Here is a 22,944-nt window from a genome sequence, read left to right as displayed (position 1 = left end):
ATTCAAGAAATCTAGGAGTGGTCTAAATGACAGAAGAAAAACCGGTAAAAAAAATTGGCTTGTTTGCACTAATCGCTTTAGTAATTAGCTCATCAATTGGGAGTGGTGTTTTCGGCTTAACCTCTGATTTAGCGAGTGCTTCGGCGCCCGGCCCCGTTTTAATTGCGTGGGTCATTGTAGGTTTTGGGATTTTAATGTTGGCTCTATCATTGAACAATCTATTGATTAAGGAGCCCGAATTGGAAGGGATCTTCTCATATGCCGAAAAAGGTTTCGGACCGTTTGCCGGCTTTATTAGCGGTTGGGGGTATTGGTTATCCGCCTGGTTAGGTAATGTTGCTTTCGCGACGATTTTGATGAGTGCTTTTGGTTACTTTTTTCCGATTTTTAAATCGGGTCAAAATTTACCGGCAATCTTAGTAGCGAGTGTCTTTTCCTGGGGGTTAACGTATTTTGTTAATCGAGGAATTGAAGGCGCTGCCGTCATTAATATGATTGTCACAGTTTGCAAGTTGATCCCGTTGTTTGTGTTTATCATCTTTGGCATCGTGCTCTTCAAAGGTCATGTTTTCACCCATGCTTTTTGGAATAATATGGGTAACAGTTTTGTTGGCGGCGATGTTTTGGGCCAGATTAAGAACTGTATGATGGTGATGATGTGGGTCTTTGTTGGGATTGAAGGAGCGTCAATGCTCTCAGCTAGAGCTGAAAAGAAATCGGATGCTGGTAAAGCGACAATCTTAGGGCTAATCAGTTTGTTGGTTATTTATATCTTGGCATCGGTTTTACCTTACGGTTATTTAACGCAAGGCGAATTGGCCAGCATTAAACAACCTGCAATGCTTTATATTTTCGAACAAATGGTCGGTACTTGGGGGGGCTATTTCATCGGCGTGGGGTTGATTATTTCGATTTTAGGAGCGTGGCTTTCATGGACCATGCTTCCCGCTGAAACGATGTTATTAATGGCTGAGCAAAAACTGTTACCTGCATATTTTGGCAAAGTAAATGCCAAAAAAGCGCCGACATTTGCATTGGTTGTTACAGCTGCCTTAATTCAAATCTTTTTGTTCACCTTATTATTCACAACTAAAGCGTATAATTTCGCCTATTCATTATGTACGGCTTCAATTATTATTTGTTATATCTTAGTGGCCGCTTATCAAATTAAGTATTCATGGCAACACATTACTGAAAAAGGGAATCGTCGACAATTAATGATTGGTGTTTTGGCGTTAATCTTTGAAGTGGCCGGGATTTTAATGGCCGGTGTTAGCTATCTATTGCTCTGTTTTATTGCCTATATTCCGGGGGTCTACTTTTATGGGCGCGCACGGAAGAATAATGGCGCTAAGAATTTCTTATCAAAAGGTGAGTGGATAACAACATTAATTATCTTGATTGGCGCATTAATTGGTATTGGTCTTGTCGTTAGCGGTAAAATAGCCATTTAGTGTGTTATATTAGAACTTTGGTTACTTTAAATCGAAAGTAATAATCGAGAATAATGTGGGAGCGAATGAGATGATTACCGCAAACGAATATCCAAGATATATTCAATATTTAAAAACACGACCTGAGTTCAGTGATTTTTCGAATGAAGAGATGAATATTTTGATGAACAATATGCGGGTCAAAGATTTTCAAAAGGGCCAGGTATTGTTTGATCAAATAGATGAACGCAATCGTTTTTACTTTGTTGTTAGCGGGCTAGTACGTGCTGAACGAGATGATGAGGAAGATCAGTTTACGTTTTATACGTATATCAAGAAGGATCTGGCATTTCCGTATCGGGGGATGTTTGTGGATCGCTACTATTCATATACGGCACGGGCGTTAACTGATATTGAGATTATTTATTTTCCCATGGCGACCTTTGAACAATTATTGCGGAAAAATACGGCGGCGATTGTTAAAGTGGTCCAGGAAATGGGCAAAATTATCAGTGATTCTGAAAATCAAATTCAGCAAGTTGTCACATCAAGTGCGCGTCAACGCGTTATTCAGTCGTTAAAAATATTTGAAATTAATTTGGGGAATCGACGGCAAAATGGTAGTTCGTACATCCCATATCCATTAACCGTTAAAGAATTAGCAACCATGAGTGGAACGACCCGTGAAACAGCAGGTCAAATTGTCAAACAATTGACGGAACAGAAATTAATTCAATATGAGCATAAAAAATTTGTTTTTGAGAAATCTTTTTTCAAAATACCGTTAGAAGTTTAATGGTTGAAGCGACAAAAAAGCACTTCGCTTAAACGAAGTGCTTTTTTGCTAGTGATAGACATGATTAAGCCACCAGGTCTTCTCGTCAGAACCTGGTGGCTTTGCAGTGCAGAAGGGGAAAATCAAGATTTGTGAATCAACAACTTGTAAAGATCTAGGGAGCTTTTGGTTTTTGAGACACACACTTCTAAAATGGTTCAGTCTTATTTAATGGATGAGCATTTTGGAGGACGAACTCTACAAGTCTCAACGACGAGTAAATGACTAACAAACCCCAACGATTAGCTGGGTCCATACTACGAGAAGTTCACTTGATTTTCTACCTCCCTTCGATAACCTTAATATAACATCTCTGATGAGGTGAACCAAGTTATTTGCTTATCGGCTTTTCTTGCTTAATCGGGGAAGTCTGCTAAAATAAAGCAAGAATAAATACTAGAATTGGAGTCGATTAAATGGAACCAGCGATTAAATATCGTTTAATCAAAAAAGAGAAACACACAGGTGCCCGGTTAGGTGAAATTATCACCCCACATGGTACTTTTAAAACCCCGATGTTTATGCCAGTGGGTACTCAGGCCAGCGTTAAAACGATGGCCCCCGAAGATTTGAAAGAAATGGGCGCCGGCATTATTTTGTCGAATACCTATCATCTTTGGTTGCGACCTGGTGAAGACATCGTTGAAAAAGCGGGTGGCTTGCATAAATTTATGAATTGGGACCGCGGCGTTTTAACCGATTCCGGTGGTTTCCAAGTCTTTTCGTTAGCCAAGTTACGGGATATCAGTGAAGATGGCGTGGCCTTTAGAAGTCATCTAAGTGGTGAAAAATTATTTTTATCCCCTGAAAAAGCGATTCAAGTTGAAAACGCATTGGGTGCGGACATCATGATGAGTTTTGATGAATGTCCACCGTTTTTCGAAAGTTATGATTACGTCAAGAAATCCGTTGAACGGACATCACGTTGGGCAGAACGGGGTTTAATTGCCCATCAAAATCCCGCAACACAAGGCTTATTTGGGATTGTCCAGGGGGCGGGTTTTGAAGATTTACGTAAGCAAAGTGCCCGTGATTTAGTGGGGATGGACTTTCCTGGTTATTCAATCGGTGGTCTATCAGTTGGTGAATCAAAGGGTGAAATGAATCGGGTCTTAGATTTTACAACGCCAATGTTACCAGAAGAAAAACCACGTTATTTAATGGGCGTTGGGTCACCAGATGCTTTAATTGATGGCGTCATTCGCGGAATCGATATGTTCGATTGCGTTTTACCAACCCGGATTGCAAGAAACGGGACAACGATGACGTCGCAAGGCCGCTTAGTCGTTAAAAATGCGAAGTATTCTGAAGATTTCAGACCATTGGATCCAAAATGTAATTGTTATGTTTGCAAAAATTATACGCGGGCGTACATTCGTCATTTGATTAAAGCAGATGAAACATTTGGGATTCATTTAACGAGTTATCATAATCTGTATTTCTTGATTAATTTAATGCACCAAGTCCAAGATGCGATTGAACAGGATAATTTATTAGAGTTCCGCGCAGCCTTTTTTGAAGAATATGGTTACAACGATGACAATGGTCGTAATTTCTAGCGAATAAACTGGAAGTTAGCCGTTAATTTTGCTACAGTTAAAGATAGTTAATAATGAAAAGGGGTATTTTTGATGACAAGTTTAGTATTAGGTGCCGGTGGTGCTTTTGGCGGTTCAAGTTTCTTTATTATTTTAATTTTGATGATGGCGATGATGTATTTCATGGTCATGCGTCCACAAAAGAAACAACAACAAAAACACCAAGAAATGGTTAACCAAATGAAAAAAGGTGATGCCGTTATTACAATTGGTGGCTTACACGGTGTGATTGATTCAGTGAACACTGAAGCTAAAACCGTTGTCTTAGATTGCGATGGCGTTTACTTGAAGTTTAATTTAAGTGCTGTTCGTAACGTAACACCAGAAGCAACGACTGAAGAAACACCCGTTGTTGAAGAAAAAGTCACTGAAGCAACGACTGAAGACGTGACAACTGACGATTCAAAAGACGACACAAAATAGATTATTAAAAAAGTAAGTGTGTTGAGTTGCGGGTAGCAACTGAGCATTAACTAAAAATCCCCCGATTATCTTGAGTTTAAGATAATTGGGGGATTTTTAGTTAAGCGGAAGTTGTTGCAATTCAAAAGCACGTTAAAAATTGAAGTGCCTGATTCAACCGGTTAGCTTCTGAGTATAGCCTAAAATCGGGAATTATGACTGGGTTTGGTCATGATTCCCGATTTGTAGCTAGACGGAAGAAGCTGGTTGAGAAGCACGTTAAAAATTGAGGTGCCTGATTCAACCGGTTAGCTTCTGAGTATAGCCTCTTTTTTTAATGGGTCAAAAGCCAGTAGTGTCTAAGGATAAGTGATTTAATCCACAATGTTATCCGATTAATTACGATATAAACGATATAGCTGAAATGGAATCGTTTTATTTTCTGTTAAAAAAATCACAAAAAGTGTTTACAATGATTCGAATATGCGGTACAATTTCTTTGTTAAATAAATCACAATAATTTTTAAATTAGCGGAGGCAAACAGATGGTCAAGAAAGAAACAGTTAAAGAAGTTGTTAAAACACAATCAAATATTGATAAAATGGTGACTGATTTAGTTGAACGCGCTCATAAAGCATTGGCAATTCTAGAAACATTCGATCAAGCAAAGATTGATCATATCGTGCACCAAATGGCAATTGCGGGCTTAGACCATCATATGGAACTTGCTAAGATGGCTGTCGAAGAAACTGGCCGTGGGATTTATGAAGATAAAGCCATCAAAAATATGTTTGCTACCGAAGAAATTTGGCATGCGATTAAAGATAATAAAACAGTTGGTGTGATTGAAGAAGATCCTGAACACGGGATTACGAAGATTGCGGAACCCGTCGGCGTCATTGCCGGGGTAACACCAGTCACCAACCCAACGTCAACAACGATTTTTAAATCAGAAATTGCGATTAAAACGCGGAATCCAATTATTTTTGCTTTCCATCCAAACGCTCAAAAATGTTCCGTTCGCGCTTTAGAAGTGATTAAAGAGGAAGCCGTTAAAGCTGGTTTACCAGCGGATGCGTTACTTTATATTGAACAACCAAGCATTGAAGCCACGCAAGCTTTGATGAATCATGTTGGCATTGCGACGGTCCTAGCAACTGGTGGACCTGGCATGGTTAAAGCCGCTTATTCAACTGGGAAACCAGCATTAGGCGTCGGGGCCGGTAATGCGCCAGCCTACATCGAAGAATCAGCCAACATCAAACAAGCCGTTAATGATTTGATTTTATCGAAATCATTTGATAACGGGATGATCTGTGCGTCAGAACAAGCAGTGATTGTTGATGCTAAAATTTATGATGACGTTAAAAAAGAATTTAAAGCGCAAGGGGTTTACTTCGCGAAATCAAGTGAATTACCAGCCTTGAATGAAGCTATCATTGATCCTGCTAAGAATGCGGTTCGCCCACCAATCGTTGGTCAATCAGCGGCTAAGATTGCTAAGATGGCTGGAATTGACATTCCAGAAGATACACCCGTTTTAATTGCTGAAATTAAGGGTGTCGGCCATCAATATCCATTGTCACATGAAAAATTATCACCTGTTTTGGCGATGATTAAAGCGAAAGACCGTGAAGACGGTTTGGACTTGTGTGAAGCAATGTTAGATTTAGGTGGCTTAGGTCATACGGCATCATTGCATACGACTGACCAAGAATTACCACTTCAATTTGCCAAACGCATGAAGGCTTGTCGGATTTTGGTTAACACACCATCTGCACAAGGCGGTATTGGTGATTTGTACAACGAAATGATTCCATCATTAACTTTAGGCTGCGGATCATACGGCCATAATTCAATCTCACATAACGTGTCAACGATTGATTTATTGAACGTTAAGACGTTAACGAAACGGCGGAATAATATGCAATGGGTTAAATTACCAAGTAAAATTTATTTTGAAAAGAATTCGATTAACTATCTTGAAAAAATGGACGGTTTAAACAAAGTCTTTATCGTCGCCGATCAAGGGATGGTCAACTTAGGTTATGTTCGGATTGTCGAAGAAGTTCTTGCTAAACGGGCGAATGAAGTTCAAATGCAAGTCTTCTCAGATGTTGAACCCGATCCATCAACCAACACCGTTTACAAGGGTGCCGAAGCAATGCGTAGTTTCGAACCAGACGCGATTATTGCAATTGGTGGGGGCTCCGTCATGGATGCTGCCAAGGGTATGTGGTTATTCTATGATTCAGCCGATGCTAATTTCTTTGGTGCCAAACAAAAATTCTTGGATATCCGGAAACGGACTTACAAGTTCCCTAAATTGAACAAGACTAAGTTAATCTGTGTCCCAACCACTTCTGGGACAGGGTCTGAAGTGACACCATTTGCGGTCATCACGGATAGCGAAACGCACATTAAATACCCATTGGCAGATTATGCATTGACGCCAGACGTTGCGATTGTCGATAGTCAATTCGTTGAAAGTGTCCCACCACGCGTTGTTGCTAATACTGGGATTGATGTTTTATGCCACGCCACTGAAAGTTATGTGTCAACGATGGCTTCGAACTATACAAAGGGCCTTAGTTTACAAGCGATTAAATTAGTGTTTGATAACTTACAAAATAGTTACGCTGGCGACATTGAAGCCAAAGGTAATATGCACGATGCTTCAACGATGGCCGGGATGGCATTTGCCAACGCCTTGTTAGGCATTAACCATTCGATCGCACATAAATTAGGCGGCGCATTCAACTTGCCTCACGGCTTGATGATTGCCATCACGATGCCACACGTGATTCGTTATAACGCGAAAACACCAACCAAACGGGCACTATGGGCTAAGTATAGCTATTTCAGAGCCGATGAAGATTACGCTGAAATCGCGCGTTACCTTGGCTTGAAAGGCAATACAACGGCTGAATTAGTTGAAGCTTACGCACAAGCTGTGACGAAATTGTCTGAAAGTGTCGGTATTCAAATGAGCCTACATGAAAACGGCGTCAAGAAAGCTGATTTCGACAAACATGTCGATGGTTTAGCCGAATTAGCGTACGAAGATAACTGTACGGTAACGAATCCAAAAGAACCGTTAATCAAAGAATTAAAGGCAATATTGGAAGCAGAATTTTAGAGCGCTGACTCAGCCGATTAGCTTTTGAGTATAGCCTAAAATGGCGCATAATGACTGATTTTAGTCATTATGCGCCATTTGTAGCTAGACGGAAGAAGCTGGCTGAGAAGCGCGTTTCAACGAAGAGTGCGACGCCGCACGGTAGATTCTGAGCATTAACAAAAAATAGCGTATTATGACGATTTTCAGTCATGATACGCTATTTAAATTAAGCAGAAGTTGTTGGAATGATGAGCGGTCTCTTGCTCATGATTCCTGTTTTATCGTTAACCGGAAAAGGCTACTTGAGAAGCACGTTTCAGAGCAGAGTGCGTTGGTTGCGGTCAGCAATTGAGTACTAATAAATAATCACCACTTAGCCAGAACTTAGGTTAAGTGGCGATTATTAGATTAGACGGAAATTGTTGCAACCAAAAGCACGTTTCAAGGCAGAGTACGTTGAGTGACGGTCAGCAACTGAGCATTAATAAAAAAGAATCAATAATCTAGGTTTTAAGATTAATGATTCATTTAGATTAAGCGGAAGTTGTTGTCACTCAAAAGTATGTTTCAAAGTAGTTCCCCCTCAAATCGATGTCAGCCATTTCGAAACTGAAATGGCTGGCGTTTTTGATTATTTCGATTCATCAGTGGTTTGAGTAGTCCGTGATTTTGTTCGATAAATTTGACACTTGAGAGTGTTAATATTCGGCAAAATAAGGCATAATAGAAAGTAGACATTCATTTGGTTAAAGGATGACTAAGAAAAGTTTGTCGTCAAATTAAACAAGGATCGGGATTGTTATGACACCAAATAAAGAAGATTATTTAAAAATCATTTTTGAATTGGGTGGCGACACTAAAAAAGTAACGAATAAAGAAATATTGGCGGGGTTGAGCGTTTCGGCAGCTTCTGTAACTGAAATGGTTAATAAGCTGGTTAAGGAAAACTACGTGACCCATACGCCCTATCAAGGCATTCAATTAACGAAAGAAGGCGCTGTGGAAGCGGCTTTATTAGTGCGCAATCATCGGTTGTGGGAAGTCTTTTTAGTGGACAAGTTGGATTATCAATTTAATAATGTTCATCCAGAGGCAGAACAATTGGAACATGTGACGAACCCTGGTTTGGCTGAACGGCTAGCGGATTTCTTGGGTCATCCAACGCGCTGCCCACATGGTGGCATCATTCCTAATGCACGTGGTGAGTTTGAAAAACAAAGTAATCGTGCGCTAGTGGCAATGGAATTGGGCGAGACAGCCGTTTTAGAACGGGTTCTAGACGATAACGAACTGTTGCAATATACGATTGAAATCGGGCTATCCGTTGGCGACAAGGTGACTTTGAAAAAAGTTGGGTTATTCGAAAGCCCATTGACGCTGTACGATGAAACGACTGCAAGTGAAATACAAGTCGGAATCAAAGCGGCCCAACATATTTTTGTGAGATAAACTTAATTAATGAGTGAAAGTGGTGGCAATATGCGTACGGATTTAGCAGCATTATTTATTATTTTTGGTGGTTCAGGGGATTTAGCGCAACGTAAATTGTATCCGGCTTTATTTAATCTCTACCAAAAGGGTTATTTAAAAGAACATTTTGCAGTCATTGGAACGGCACGTCGGCCTTGGAGTGACGAACATTATCACGAGATTATTATGACTTCGTTAGCCGGTTTTGAGGCTGATGAAACGGTTAAACAAACTTTTGCGAGCCATTTCTACTATCAATCACACGATGTGACCGATGCCCAACATTACGAAACGTTGAAACAATTGGCCGCTAAATTGGATGACCAATATCAACTACAACAAAATCGCATTTACTATATGGCGATGTCACCACGTTTCTTCGGAACCATTGCCAGCCATTTAGGGTCAGAGGCGTTGTTGACGGCTGATGGTTTTAACCGTCTAATTATTGAAAAACCATTTGGCCGTGATTACGATAGTGCTAAAATTTTAAATGATGAATTAACGCAAACTTTTGAAGAAGATCAAATTTACCGCATCGATCATTATTTGGGTAAAGAAATGATTCAAAATATTATGGCGCTCCGTTTTGGTAATGGGTTATTGGGGGCCGTTTGGAATAAACAATTTATCGACAACGTCCAAATTACCCTTGCTGAATCAGTGGGTGTTGAAGATCGGGCTGGTTATTACGAAACATCCGGTGCTTTGCGTGATATGCTGCAAAATCATATTATGCAAGTGATTGGGATGCTAGCAATGGAAATGCCAGTTAGTTTCTCAGCGGAAGATGTTCAACGAGAAAAGACCCGCCTATTCAAGAGTATTCAACCCTACACGCCGGCCGAAATTAAAGCTAATTTTGTCCGGGCCCAATATGGCGAAACGCCGGTTGAGGGTCAAACGCAACCCGGGTATCGGCAAGAAACGAACGTCGCACCGGAGTCGCAAACCGAAACGTTTGTCGCTGGTAAAGTCTTGATTGACAACGAACGTTGGTGTGGTGTGCCATTTTACGTTCGGACCGGGAAACGATTAGCCCGTAAAGAAACGCAAATTAATATCGTCTTCAAAAAGACGGGCGTTAATATTTTTGCACCTGATAAAAATGATCAATCAGCAGTCGCACCCGATGTTTTAACGATTTTTGTCGAACCTGAACAAGGTTTTGCGTTAACGTTAAACGGTAAAAAAGTGGGACAAGGTTTTGAATTAGTCCCTAATCAACTGGCTTATCAATATAATCAACAAATGTTAGCTGACAGTCCGGAAGCTTACGAACGTTTAATTTTGGAAGCTTTGAACGGCGATGGCACTAACTTTACTCACTGGCGTGAATTAGCGGCTTCATGGCAGTTCGTTGATGCGATTCGGAAAGTTTGGGATGCTGATCAAACGGCTTTACCAACCTATCCAATCGGTTCAATGGGCCCCAAAGAAGCGACTGAGCTTGTCCAATCAACGGGTGCGGAATGGATTTTCGATCCAACGCAATCTAAATAAGTGAATTTTATCGAGCCTGCGTGTGAAGCGTAGGCTTTTCTTTTTGAGGGGAGGGACCACTATGGCGGAATTGTTTAAAATACCATTGCGCAATGATACGAGTCGCAAGATTGTGCATATCGATATGGACGCTTTTTATGCGTCGATTGAGGAACGTGAACAACCCGAATTACGCCGACAGCCATTGATTATCGCCCGTAATCCAAGCGATACGGGGGGCAAAGGGGTCGTGACGACTGCCAATTATGTGGCGCGTCAATACGGTGTTCATTCGGCGATGAGCGCGCAAAAGGCCGCCGAGTTGATTCCGAAACATCAGGCGGTGTTCAAAACGCCTAATTTTCCATTATACCGGTCCGTCTCAGAACAAATTCATGAAATATTTCACACGGTCACCGATAAAATTGAACCGATTGCGTTCGATGAAGCGTATCTAGATGTCACTGAGAACAAGTTGGGTTTTACGCATACGATTGAAGTTGTCGCCTACTTGCAAAAGGCAATTCTGGAAGAAACCCAACTGGTCAGTTCTGCTGGGATTTCCTATAATAAATTTCTGGCGAAGATGGCGTCTGATTACCGTAAACCGGCGGGTCGAACGATAGTCTTACCGGAACAAGCCGTTCCGTTTCTAACGCGCTTACCGATTGAAAAATTTCGCGGGGTTGGTCAAAAAACGGCCGTCAAAATGCAAGAGTTGGGCATCGAAACGGGCGCCGATCTATTGGCACAATCCGAAATGATGTTGATGCAAAATTTCGGCAAACTTGGTTATGGGCTTTATCGTCATGTGCGTGGCGTCGATAATCGGCCTGTTGAATATCAACGTGAACGTAAATCAATTGGCAACGAGCACACCTACGGGCAACCATTGATTAGCGAAGAACAAGTTCAAACCCAATTGAAAATGATTGCCGAAGAGGTCGCCGTCCGAATGCGTAAAAATCAAAAACACGGCCAAACGGTGGTCGTTAAAGTTCGTAATCGCCAGTTTGAAACGATTACGAAACGCAAAACGTTGGGTGAATACGTTGGCAGTGCACAAGAATTGGAGGCTGTTGCTTGGCAAATTTGGTCGAGCATCGGACACGCTGAAGTCGGGATTCGTCTGTTAGGGATTACCGTCACAAACTTGGCACCGCAAACTTTTGAAAATATCACGCTGCCACTTTATGATTGGGAAAATGATTGACGAGTTTACTTTGTTTTTAGTGATGAAAACCGATATACTATAAATAAGTATGCCGATTATTAAATAATTGAAAGGCGGTGGCTTTTGAGTGACAACTAAACATGATCAGATCTTAACGTACATCGATAATTTACCAATTGGGGATAAGATCTCGGTGCGCTCAATTGCCAAAACGCTGGATGTTAGTGAGGGCACGGCTTATCGGGCGATTAAGGCGGCTGAAAACAACGGATTAGTCAGCACGATTGAACGGGTTGGGACTATTCGGATTGAACAGAAATTAAAAGGCAAGATTGAAAATCTAACCTTCGCTGAAATTGTGCAAGTGATTGATGGTGAAGTGTTAGGTGGCAAAGCTGGCCTGAATAAATTATTGGATAAATTTGTGATTGGTGCGATGCAACTTGAAGCGATGAAACGCTACATCACCCCTAAATCGTTGATGATTGTCGGTGATCGCGAGGACGTTCAACGACTAGCGCTTGAAAATGGCGCGGCCGTGTTGATTACCGGTGGGTTACAAACATCGCCGGAGGTTGTCGCGCTAGCTGATGAATTGGCTTTGCCGATTCTACTGACAACGTATGATACTTATACCGTCGGAACGTTAATTAATCGGGCTTTGACCGATCAATTAATTAAAAAGGAAATCACGACAGTTGCTGACATCTACCATCCCTTGGCGGATACTTATTCGTTATTGGCGACCGAAACCGTGGGCGATTATAAGCAGTTGAGCGCAGCCGTCAACATGTCGCGTTTTCCAGTCGTCAATGAACATGGCCGGTTAGTTGGGATTGTCACGATTAAGGATATCTTGGACAAACCAACGACGATGCAACTGGATAAGGTCATGACGAAGAATCCGTCGAGTGTTAAGAAGTATATGAGCGTCGCCAGTGTCGGGCATTCAATGACTTGGAATAGTTTAGAAATGATGCCGGTAGTGGCTGACAATCTTGAATTAGAAGGGATTATCACCCGGCAAGACGTGATGGCCAATATGCAGACGGCGCAACGCCAACCGCAAGTGGCTGAAACCTTTTATGATCAAATTGTCGAATTAATCCAACCAGATGATCTTGATTCCGAATTTTATTCGGCGGCGTACCAGTTTGAAGTCAGTCCACAAATGACTAATAATTTAGGGACGATTTCGTTTGGTGTTTTAAGCGAAACCGTCTCGGCTGCCTGTCAACGGATGTTACAGACTCAGTATAAACGCCACTCGATGATTGAACAGGTTAATTTACATTATTTACGTTTAATTCAAATTGAAAGTCAAATCAAAATTTTGCCCCGATTATTAGACATTGGGCGTCGTTCAGCTAAAGTAGATGTGGACATTTATGCGAACCATGTTATGGTTGCTAAAGCGATTGTGACTTGTCAGATTTTAGAAAGAGGTTAACCATGACAATTCCAGAACAAATTATGGCCAAAATTGAAGCCTATGACACGATTATTATTCATCGGCATGTTCATCCGGATCCCGATGCGATTGGGTCACAAGTTGGATTGGCGGAAGTCATTCGGAATAGTTTTCCAACTAAAAAAGTCTATCAAGTGGGTAGTGATACCGGCGATTTGGCTTGGTTGGCAAACGTTCAAAGTATCGATGAAGCGACCTATCAAGGCGCTTTAGTGATTACGACCGATGCAGCCAATTCACCGCGGATTAGCGGTGATCATTATCAAGATGGCGCGTACCTGATTAAGATTGACCACCATCCAAATGATGATCCGTATGGTGATTTGAATTGGGTCTTACCCGAGGCCTCCAGTACTTCCGAAATTATCATCGACATCGTTAATGATAGTCAGGGTCGTTTGCAATTCAACGATGCTGCCGCTCGTGTTCTATACGCCGGTATGGTCGGTGATACGGGGCGTTTCATGTTTGATTCAACCAGCCCGCATACGATGAATTGTGCCGCTCAAATGATGACGTTTGATATCCAACATGCTAAGATTAATCAACGCATGAATGAAATCACGTTGGAACAGGCCAAGTTGCAAGGCTACTTGTTTGACCAATTACAGGTCAATCAACACCACGTTGCCTATCTCGTTGTTAGCCAAGCGACTCAAGCACGGCTACACGTGTCAGCCCAACAGGTCCATTCGATTGTCGGGACACCCGGCCGGTTACGGGGGGTCTTAACTTGGGTGACGTTTGTCGAACAAGACGACGGCGCTTATCGCGTTCATTTTCGGTCAAAAGGACCGGTCATTAACGAATTAGCGAAACAACATGCTGGCGGGGGTCATCCAATGGCCAGTGGCGCCAATGCAGCGGATCAAGCCGAAATTGAACAGATTATTGCAGAATTATCAGCGCTTGCGGATGCGTACCAAGCAGCCCAGTAGCGCGGTTAAAATAGAAAGTAGGATTTTATGGAAAATCAATTTATCCAATTTAATTTAAAGCCAGAAATTATTGAAGCTTTAGATGAAATTCATTTCACCAAACCAACAGCGGTTCAACGGCGCGTCATGCCCGTCATCAATGCTGGTAAAAGTGTGATTGGTCAATCACAAACTGGGAGTGGTAAAACCCACGCCTTCTTATTACCAATCTTCAACAAAATTGTCGCTGAAAAAGATGAAGTACAAGCCGTCATCACAGCGCCTAGTCGTGAATTAGCGTACCAAATTTACACGGCGGCTGAACAAATTGCCAAACATAGTTCAGTTGAAATTCGGATTGGTCGCTATGTCGGTGGGACCGATAAACACCGCCAAATCGAAAAACTAAAACAACACCAACCCCAAATTATTATCGGGACGCCTGGTCGGATTTTAGATTTAATCGAAAGCAAAGCCTTAAAGATTTACACGGCTAAGATTCTAGTCGTCGATGAAGCGGATATGACGCTTGATATGGGCTTCTTGAAACCCGTCGATCAAATTGCTAGTCGTTTACCAGAAGACCTACAAATGATGGTCTTTTCAGCGACGATTCCTGATAAGTTACAACCATTTTTACAAAAATACATGCACAATCCGGTGATCGAAGAAGTTAAGAACGAATCTGTGATTAGCCCCACGATTGAAAACTGGTTATTGCCAACTAAGGGCAAGGCTGTTAATCAAACAATCTATACGTTGATTACGATGGGCCATCCATTCTTAGTGTTGATCTTTGCTAATACGAAGAGTCGCGTTGATGATATTCACCATTACTTACAATCACAAGGGTTGAAAGTTGCTAAGATTCATGGCGATTTACCACCACGTCAACGTAAGCGCGTTATGAAAGAAGTTCATAATTTAGATTATCAATACGTCGTGGCCACTGATTTAGCAGCCCGGGGGATTGATATCGAAGGGGTCAGCATGGTCATTAATGCTGAAATTCCAACCGAAGATTTAGAATTCTTTATTCATCGAGTGGGTCGGACGGGCCGGAACGGTTTAGCCGGAACAGCCATCACGTTATACGGTCCAGAAGATGAAAATGCCGTTGCGCAGATTGAAAATATGGGCATCAAGTTTACACCGAAAGTATTAAAAGATGGCGAATTAGTCACTTCTTACGATCGTAATCGTCGGAAGAAACGGACGGCTAGCACCCATGAATTAGACGTTGGTTTAAAAGGGATGGTCAAAAAGGCCAAACTAAAACGTAAACCAGGTTATAAGAAAAAGATTAAAGAAGCAATCCAAAAAGACGCGCGTCAAAAACGGCGGGTTGAACAACGGGTTGAACTCCGTGAGAAAAAACGGGAAACCAAAGCTCGTAACAAACGCTAGTCAAATTATGATTGGGGTGGCATAAATGCATGAATTCGATTTGCAATTAAGTCAATGGCAACAATTATCGGAAGCCGATCGGCGGGCTAATTTTGGCCAAGTTTTACGCTATTTTGTTAGTCCGCTAGTGGCGGTCGATTGGATTGAACCGGTAAAAGTTGACTACCAACAGACGGTTTTGAAGACCTATAGTGTCTGGTTGTTGGGCGAACAGTTTTTGTTTATTCCAGGGCAACCCGCTGTCCAATTAGGTTGGTCCTCGGGGGCGACGAAACTAACGCCCAACGAATGGTTTGCACAATCAAATCGACCACTTAAAGCCGATGAGGGGATTGTGTTAACGAACCAAGAGGCGGTTTCTGATTACGTTAATGAACTGACTTCAGACAACCGGACGGTTAACATGCCCGCGTTATTGGTCGCACAAGCTGCCCAACCGATTGACTGGTTAGCGCAAGGCATTTATACCTTGGTTAATGGTCAGTTTAGCGGGAATCAATTGTTTTATCGGCAGTATCAAGCCGAACTCCAAAATTTGCTTTACCGCCAATCAGAAAGTCAGACGGCCTATTTTGAGAGTCGCCATTTAATTGTTAAACCATTAATGCAGCACCAAGCCTATCAAGTGTTTGAAAAGATTAGTTTGTCAGAATTAGCGCTTAAACAGACGTTGCATCAACAAGGATTCGATTTTGTGAGTCCGGATCAATATGAATGGCTTAAAGGTGCGGGCACAACTAGTTTGTGGGTTGCGGGGAATCATTTGCCAACCGCCAATCAATTGATGCACCAGTCATTTGGCCTTGATTTTGGTGGTCAACGACGCTACGAATTGACCAATGATCCGTTAGTCTATAAGGGTGGCCCGTGTGTCACCGGTGGCCGGTACCAACTGGAGCAGGTGTTGCCGACGTCGCCATTTTATGAATCGGGACTGGCAACGCAAGTCATTGAAGACGTACAAGTGCCTCGTCAATATCGACGGACGATTCCAATCGTGCTCGAGTAGTTGACAATCTCGTGATTATTTTTTATACTTTGGAGGTGTTGGGATATACCTCATCAGCAATGTAGACAGGGATGCTTTGGATTAATTGAGAGAAAGCAACGGCGTCGATGAGCGTGCTCCCCAACCGTCAACAATTCAATAAACTCATAAAGAGGTTAACGACTAACATCGTTGCAATCAAGGTGGTACCGCGCTTATGCGTCCTTGAATTTGCAGCGGTGTTTTATTATTTTGAAGGAGAATTTAGATGAAAAAATTAACGAGCGCCCAAGTACGCCAAATGTTTTTAGAGTTCTTTAAGGAAAAAGGGCATGATGTTGAACCGAGTGCACCATTAATTCCGGACGATGATCCAACACTATTGTGGATTAATTCTGGGGTCGCAACGCTTAAAAAGTATTTTGATGGCCGCGTGGTACCCGAAAATCCTCGGATTACCAACGCCCAAAAGAGTATCCGGACTAACGATATTGAAAATGTTGGGAAGACTGCGCGTCACCATACTTTCTTTGAAATGTTAGGCAATTTCTCAGTCGGTGATTACTTTAAGGAAGACGCGATTCCTTGGGCTTGGGAATTCTTAACGAGCGATAAGTGGATTGGTTTAGATCCCGCCAAATTATACGTGACGGTTTACCCTAAAGATCAAGAAGCGCACCGCATTTGGCTTGAAAAAGTCGGGTTGTCGGCTGAGCACGTCATCGAAGTTGAAGATAATTTCTGGGATATCGGTGAAGGCCCCTGTGGTCCCGACTCAGAAATCTTTTACGATCGTGGCCAATCATTCAACAATGTGGCTGAAGACGATCCAGAGAACTATCCTGGCGGCGAGAACGAACGTTACTTGGAAGTCTGGAACATTGTCTTCTCAGAATTCAATCATTTACCAAATGGCGAATATGTTGAACAACCCCATAAAAATATTGATACGGGGATGGGTCTTGAACGCCTGGTTTCAGTTATCCAAGAAGCCCCAACGAACTTTGAAACAGATCTATTTATGCCACTGATTGAAGCCACAGCGAAATTGAGTGATCATAAACAATACGGCAAAAACGCAGCTGACGATATTTCGTTCAAAATTATTGCCGATCACGCCCGTGCAGTGACGTTTGCGATTGGTGACGGTGCGATGCCATCTAATGAAGGTCGCGGTTATGTGTTACGGCGCTTAATTCGGCGGGCGATTTTGAATGGTAAGAAGTTAGGGATTAACGACGCGTTTATGTATCAATTAGTGCCAATCGTGGGTGACATCATGGTTAGCTATTATCCTGATGTTTTAGCGCAAAAAGACTTTATCGAAAAAGTCATTCGTTCAGAAGAAGATCGTTTCCGCGAAACGTTAAATGATGGGTTGCGGTTATTGAACGAAACGATTGCGGACGTTAAAGCCGCTGGTCAAACTGAAATTACGGGTGCCGCAGCGTTTAAATTATTCGATACGTTTGGCTTCCCAATCGAATTAACAACTGAATATGCGCAAGATGAAGGTCTAACGATTGACCAAGCCGGTTTTGAAGCCGAAATGGCGCAACAAAAAGCCCGGGCGCGGAATGCGCGTAGCGACGAACAATCAATGGGGACTCAAAATGAATTGCTATTGGACATTAAGGTCGCTAGTGAATTTACGGGTTATACTGAATTGACAACCGACAGTAAATTGGCCGTTATCATTCAAGATAACGCGAAACAAACGATGATTAGCGAAGGCCAAGCGCAACTGATTTTTGACCAAACGCCATTTTATGCTGAAATGGGTGGGCAAGTCGCAGACCAAGGGATTGTTAAAAACTTGGCAGGCCAAGTGGTCGCTAAAGTCACTGATGTGCAATACGCACCAAACGGCCAACCATTGCATACCGTCACAGTCCTAGATGAAATGTTAAGTGGCGTGCATTATACGCTAGCGGTTGATCCAACTTTCCGGGGTGGGATCATCAAGAATCATACGGCCACTCATTTATTGGATCAAGCTTTACGCGACGTCTTGGGCGAACATACACATCAAGCTGGTTCATTAGTTGAACCTGACTATTTACGGTTTGATTTTACTAACCTGGGTCAAGTAACCACTGAACAATTGGCTGAGGTCGAACAAATCGTCAACGACCAAATTTGGGCAGCACTGCCCGTTAACACGGTTGAAACGGATATCGAATCCGCTAAAGCGATGGGGGCGATTGCCCTCTTTACCGAAAAATATGGTAAGACCGTGCGTGTGGTTAAAATCGGTGACTATTCAATGGAACTTTGTGGTGGGACGCATGCCCGCAACACGTCTGATTTAGGCCTCTTCAAGATTACAAGTGAATCTGGGATTGGTGCTGGTACTCGACGGATTGAAGCCGTGACGTCGAAAGCTGCGTTTGCTTATCTCAATGACAAACAAGCGTTATTGAATCAATTAGCGAGTGGTTTAAAGGTCGCTCAAGTCAAAGATTTGCCAAAGAAAATTCAACAATTACAAAGTGATTTAAAAGCAGAACAAAAAGAAAATGAACATTTAAAAGCGAAGTTTGCACAACAACAAGCCAGCAACGTCTTTGAAAACGTGGTTGAAGCGGGTCAATGGCGCATAGTGGCTGCTGACGCTAAAGTGGCGGGGATGAATGAACTCCGTCAATTGGCCGATCAATGGCAACAAAAGGCCATCTCAGACGTCTTAGTTTTGGCAACGGTAGCGGGCGACAAGGTCAGCTTAATCGTCGCTGTTGCTCCGGCTGCAATTAAAGCCGGCATCAAAGCGGGCGATTTAATCAAACACATTGCACCCCTTGTTGGTGGCGGTGGCGGTGGTCGGCCAGATATGGCCCAAGCCGGTGGTAAGAACCCAGCCGGGATTCCAGCCGCATTGACAGCTGCGCAAGAATTTTTAACGAAATAGGTCAAAAATTGAGGCCAGCATTATTTTAAAGGGATCTAAATTAAATGACGGTTGTGCTTCAACGCGCGCCATAACGCATCAATTTCCGTTCAAATCGAAAAATGGTCTATCCTTGAAGGTCAGGATAGGCCATTTTTCTGACTTGATACTCGATTGATAACCGTGTTCTGTCACAGCTTACTTTTTTTATGGTATAGTAACTCTTTACAAAGTTGTTACAGGATAATCGTGTTGGTTGTACTTTAGGCTATTTTCGAGTAGAATATGGTTGTATAAGTAGCGAAAAGTTGAGGTGTTGAGAGATGAATCTAGATAAGACAGTCCATTTTGATTTCGGTAAGAATAGCCCGAAAAATGTGCATGAAACATTAGAAACGGTCTATCAGACGTTAGAAGAAAAGGGCTATAATCCAATTAACCAGATTGTTGGATACCTGTTATCAGGGGATCCAGCATACATTCCACGCTATAACGATGCGCGTAATTTGATTCGCAAACATGAACGCGATGAAATTATTGAAGAACTGGTCAAAAATTACCTTGATAAAGGAAATACGAAATAATGCGGTTAATGGGATTTGATGTTGGTTCACGTACGGTGGGAATTGCCGTCAGTGATTTGTTCGGTTGGACAGCACAGGGCGTTGAAATTATTCGAATTAACGAAGATGAAGCTGAATTTGGGTTAGACCGGGTTAAAGAACTGGTCAAAGAACACCAAGTCACCGGCTTTGTTTTGGGTTTACCCAAGAACATGAATAATTCAATTGGTCCGCGGGCGATTAAAGCCCAAGAGTACGGCGAAATGCTCCAACAACTTTTTCCAGAAATACCGGTTGACTTTATTGATGAACGATTGACGACGGTTCAAGCCGAACGAATGTTAGTTGAACAAGCCGATACCTCACGCAAAAAGCGCAAAAAAGTCATTGATAAGCTCGCAGCTGTCATGATTTTACAAAATTATTTGGATGCGCATGGTCGCTTAACGAAATTGTAAACACTAAATGGTCGACGAGACGCATTTAAATATAATCACTAGGGAGTTTTGATGAATGACTGACGAAAATAAGAACATCCACCAAGATGCAGAACAAGAAATTACATTAATTGATGATCAAGGTAACGAAGAATTATACCAAGTGCTCTTCACATTTGATTCAGAAGATTACGGTAAGTCATACGTGTTACTATACCCAGCAAGCGCACAAGATGATGAAGAAGTTGATATCCAAGCTTTTGCATTCACTTCTGATGGCGAAGGTGACGCAAGCCAAGGCGACTTATTCCCAATCGAAGACGATGAAGAATGGGAAATGGTTGAAGAAGTCCTAAACACATTCTTAGCAGACGATAACATGCAATAGAGTGCTGACTCAAGCGGGTTAGCCTTGAGCATAACCTAAGAAGGGCAATTATGGTGAACTGACCATGATTGTCCTTCTGTCGTTAGGCGGAGAGGCTTGCTTGAGAAGCACATTTTGGATAGAGTGCTCAACCCCACGGGAGCTTTCGAGCATTAGCCTAGTCTAGTGAATAAAGATCGTTTTTTGGTCTTTGTTTGCTAGACGTCGCTAGGCTAATGCTCGGAATCAAAGCGTGGGTTCCAGCACTTCTGCCATAACGTGCTTCTCAGCCAACTTCTTCCGTTTAGCTACGAATCGCAAATCATGACTAAAACCAGTCATAATTCACAATTCTAGGCTATACTCAGAAGTTCCCGGCCGAGTCAGCACTCAGATCATAACGTGCTTCTCGAGCAATCTTCTCCGCTTAACTACGAAATGCCAATCATGGTTAAGTTCGACCATAATTGGCATTTCTAGGTTATGCTCGAAGATTAACCGCTCGAGTCAGCACTTATATGATAACGTGCTTGCACCCACTGATTCTTGTGCTTAGCTACGTTTCGTAAACAAAGTCCAAAAGGCGGCCTTTATTCACGAAACTAGGCTAATGTTCGGAATCAAGCCGTGGGTTCCAACACTCATTTTAATAACGTGCTTCTCAAGTAGCCTTTTCTGGTTAACTACAAAATCAGCGTTATGATTCAGAATACAAATCATAACGCTGATTTTTAGGTTAATCCTCAAAGCCTGACCAACTTGAGTCAGCACTCATTTTAATAATCCTTGTGCTTTTTTTGTGTTGCTGAAATGCAACTTGGCGAATTGGCCTAGATAGTCGAGGCCACCTTGGGCGAGTAAATCGGCGGCGATTTGGTCCACGACTTTATGGCTACCGACCGGGATTGTCCGGCCCGCTAATTGTGAGAGTTCTTGCATCGCAACGTTGGCGCGGTGGCGGGCGATGATTGATGCTGCCGCAACCGCTAGATGGAATTGTTCCGCTTTAGTTGAGAAATAAACATTTTCGCGGACGACTAAGGGTTCTTTTTGCAAGTAGCGGTAATAAATATCGCGTGGTTCAAATTGATCAATCAAAATCCCGGCTGGTTTGTCTGGTTGAATCTGTTTTAAAACTTTTAATAAGGCAAAATTATGACTGATCGCCTTCATTTTTTCGATGTTCATCTTTTCGTGAACTTCGTTGTATTTGGCCGGCATAATATTGACGATGTGGTGGGGCAGGCGGTCCATCATCTGGATGGCCATTCGATCAATTTGCTGATCGGTTAATGTTTTAGAATCGGCGACGCCTAAACCTCTGACGAAATCGAGGTTGGCTTGACTGACGTAAACCGCGGCAATCGTTAGGGGACCGAAATAACTACCGTTGCCGACTTCATCAGAACCGAGCACGGCCCAACTGGCAAAATCGGGTGGAAGTTGATCGCCTTTGGCCTTTTTAGTTTTTGGGGTGGTTGTCCCTGATTTAGCCGGGGCAACTGAGCCCCACTGTTGAGCGGCTTGTTGGGCACCAGTCCCTTGAAAAAGGACTTTGCCGGAACGATAGCCGGTCACACTGAGACTGCCAGCCTTGTGGGCAAAAACCGCACCAGGGGGTAATTGACGATTAGTCGGATATTGTGCTTGAATTGCTTTTAATTGGGTGGGACTCACTTGAATCACAGCTTGCATAATGGCCTCCAGGTCTGAATAATGACAGATAAATGGGTAAGATTGTCACTTTTGCTTATTTCATGATAAAATAGTTCAGTTGAACTAGCAAATTTTTATTGTGCTAGATAGTCGGTAATTAAAAATGATGAATGTCTTTAAGGGGATCATATGTTAAGTTTAATAATTATTTTAATGATGTTATATGCCGTTTATACGGGGGTTCGCCGGGGCTTTGTATTACAAATGGTCTACACGGTCGGGTATTTTATCGTCTTTTGGATTGCCCAAACACTTAGTCATACACTGGGCCCTCAGCTCAGTTTGTTAGTGCCGTACCCTTCTGCAACGGAAGATAGTTACTTTGCCTTTTTCCAAAAGAGCACGGGATTATCGTTGGATAAAGCTTTTTACGTCGGGGTTGCCTTTTTAATCGTGATGTTTATTGGTGGCTTATTGGTTCGCTTAGTCGGATTATTAGCCAACTCGTTGACCTATTTACCGCTATTAAAACAGTTTAACAAATTGTTGGGTGGTTTATTGAGTTTAGTGGTCGTTTACATCGGTATTTTTCTATTCTTATACGTATTAGCATTGGTCCCAATCGATGGCTTGCAAAATACATTAGCCCACTCGTGGGTGGCTAAAACGATGGTCTTGAAGACCCCGATTTTAACCTCACAGATTACGCAGTGGTGGGTCGCTGGTTAGTAAACG

The 22,944-nt window shown here is 42.5% G+C and carries 19 protein-coding genes; 17 read left to right on the top strand and 2 right to left on the bottom strand.

Annotation, left to right across the window (positions count from 1 at the left end; genetic code table 11):
- Positions 1 to 26 precede the first annotated feature (26 nt).
- The 5 genes from arcD to adhE all read left to right on the top strand — a co-directional run bounded on the left by arcD (position 27) and on the right by adhE (position 7,408).
- Entirely contained in the window at positions 27 to 1,454 is a 1,428-nt protein-coding gene (gene arcD, locus ACVPPQ_RS02540) for an arginine-ornithine antiporter (RefSeq protein ID WP_463495496.1), read from the top strand.
- Between the two features lie 70 nt (positions 1,455 to 1,524).
- Positions 1,525 to 2,229, top strand: a complete 705-nt coding sequence (locus ACVPPQ_RS02535) for a Crp/Fnr family transcriptional regulator (RefSeq protein WP_463495494.1) — start codon at positions 1,525 to 1,527, stop codon at positions 2,227 to 2,229.
- Between the two features lie 455 nt (positions 2,230 to 2,684).
- Complete coding sequence (gene tgt / locus ACVPPQ_RS02530; RefSeq protein ID WP_463495493.1) at positions 2,685 to 3,827, top strand: tRNA guanosine(34) transglycosylase Tgt; 1,143 nt, start codon at positions 2,685 to 2,687, stop codon at positions 3,825 to 3,827.
- Between the two features lie 72 nt (positions 3,828 to 3,899).
- Entirely contained in the window at positions 3,900 to 4,289 is a 390-nt protein-coding gene (gene yajC, locus ACVPPQ_RS02525; RefSeq protein WP_463495491.1) for a preprotein translocase subunit YajC, read from the top strand.
- 524 nt (positions 4,290 to 4,813) lie between these two features.
- The gene (gene adhE, locus ACVPPQ_RS02520; RefSeq protein WP_463495490.1) at positions 4,814 to 7,408 is read left to right on the top strand and encodes a bifunctional acetaldehyde-CoA/alcohol dehydrogenase; all 2,595 of its coding nucleotides are present in this window, start codon (positions 4,814 to 4,816) and stop codon (positions 7,406 to 7,408) included.
- 67 nt (positions 7,409 to 7,475) lie between these two features.
- Here the strand turns inward: adhE and ACVPPQ_RS02515 are convergent, their stop codons facing one another.
- Positions 7,476 to 7,601, bottom strand: coding sequence for a hypothetical protein (locus ACVPPQ_RS02515; protein ID WP_463495488.1), 126 nt, complete (start codon positions 7,599 to 7,601; stop codon positions 7,476 to 7,478).
- Positions 7,602 to 8,191: 590 nt separating this feature from the next.
- On the opposite strand from ACVPPQ_RS02515, the gene ACVPPQ_RS02510 reads away from it, so the two are divergent.
- From ACVPPQ_RS02510 to ACVPPQ_RS02460, 11 genes are all read left to right on the top strand, one after another.
- Entirely contained in the window at positions 8,192 to 8,839 is a 648-nt protein-coding gene (locus tag ACVPPQ_RS02510) for a metal-dependent transcriptional regulator (protein ID WP_463495487.1), read from the top strand.
- A 30-nt stretch (positions 8,840 to 8,869) separates the two neighbouring features.
- Entirely contained in the window at positions 8,870 to 10,363 is a 1,494-nt protein-coding gene (zwf, locus tag ACVPPQ_RS02505) for a glucose-6-phosphate dehydrogenase (protein WP_463496322.1), read from the top strand.
- Between the two features lie 61 nt (positions 10,364 to 10,424).
- Positions 10,425 to 11,555, top strand: coding sequence for a DNA polymerase IV (gene dinB / locus ACVPPQ_RS02500; protein WP_463495485.1), 1,131 nt, complete (start codon positions 10,425 to 10,427; stop codon positions 11,553 to 11,555).
- Positions 11,556 to 11,643: 88 nt separating this feature from the next.
- Positions 11,644 to 12,966 carry a DRTGG domain-containing protein gene (locus ACVPPQ_RS02495; protein ID WP_056950790.1) on the top strand — a complete coding sequence of 441 codons (1,323 nt, stop codon included), beginning with the start codon at positions 11,644 to 11,646 and terminating at the stop codon, positions 12,964 to 12,966.
- Positions 12,967 to 12,968: 2 nt separating this feature from the next.
- Positions 12,969 to 13,925 (top strand): DHH family phosphoesterase, encoded by a 957-nt coding sequence (locus ACVPPQ_RS02490; RefSeq protein ID WP_463495483.1) that lies wholly within the window; start codon positions 12,969 to 12,971, stop codon positions 13,923 to 13,925.
- Positions 13,926 to 13,952: 27 nt separating this feature from the next.
- On the top strand, positions 13,953 to 15,311 hold the full coding sequence (locus tag ACVPPQ_RS02485; RefSeq protein ID WP_025083432.1) for a DEAD/DEAH box helicase: 1,359 nt from the start codon (positions 13,953 to 13,955) through the stop codon (positions 15,309 to 15,311).
- Between the two features lie 25 nt (positions 15,312 to 15,336).
- Positions 15,337 to 16,320 carry a hypothetical protein gene (locus ACVPPQ_RS02480; RefSeq protein ID WP_463495481.1) on the top strand — a complete coding sequence of 328 codons (984 nt, stop codon included), beginning with the start codon at positions 15,337 to 15,339 and terminating at the stop codon, positions 16,318 to 16,320.
- Between the two features lie 247 nt (positions 16,321 to 16,567).
- Entirely contained in the window at positions 16,568 to 19,207 is a 2,640-nt protein-coding gene (alaS, locus tag ACVPPQ_RS02475; protein WP_463495479.1) for an alanine--tRNA ligase, read from the top strand.
- A 302-nt stretch (positions 19,208 to 19,509) separates the two neighbouring features.
- Entirely contained in the window at positions 19,510 to 19,770 is a 261-nt protein-coding gene (locus ACVPPQ_RS02470; protein WP_025083429.1) for an IreB family regulatory phosphoprotein, read from the top strand.
- Positions 19,770 to 20,207, top strand: a complete 438-nt coding sequence (ruvX, locus tag ACVPPQ_RS02465; RefSeq protein ID WP_025083428.1) for a Holliday junction resolvase RuvX — start codon at positions 19,770 to 19,772, stop codon at positions 20,205 to 20,207. The genes ACVPPQ_RS02470 and ruvX overlap by 1 nt, the downstream gene beginning before the upstream one ends.
- Positions 20,208 to 20,262: 55 nt before the next feature.
- Positions 20,263 to 20,574: a DUF1292 domain-containing protein gene (locus ACVPPQ_RS02460; protein ID WP_463495476.1), complete on the top strand. Its 312-nt coding sequence runs from the start codon at positions 20,263 to 20,265 to the stop codon at positions 20,572 to 20,574.
- Between the two features lie 750 nt (positions 20,575 to 21,324).
- Here ACVPPQ_RS02460 and rnhC read toward each other — a convergent pair.
- Complete coding sequence (gene rnhC, locus ACVPPQ_RS02455; protein WP_463495474.1) at positions 21,325 to 22,248, bottom strand: ribonuclease HIII; 924 nt, start codon at positions 22,246 to 22,248, stop codon at positions 21,325 to 21,327.
- A gap of 150 nt (positions 22,249 to 22,398) precedes the next feature.
- Between rnhC and ACVPPQ_RS02450 the strand changes: the two genes are divergently transcribed.
- Complete coding sequence (locus ACVPPQ_RS02450; RefSeq protein ID WP_025083426.1) at positions 22,399 to 22,938, top strand: CvpA family protein; 540 nt, start codon at positions 22,399 to 22,401, stop codon at positions 22,936 to 22,938.
- The last annotated feature ends 6 nt before the right edge of the window (positions 22,939 to 22,944 follow it).

The organism is Latilactobacillus parafuchuensis, from assembly GCF_055271665.1.
The sequence above is the reverse complement of the archived record's forward strand: the minus strand, read 5'-3'. Positions and strand labels throughout refer to the sequence as shown.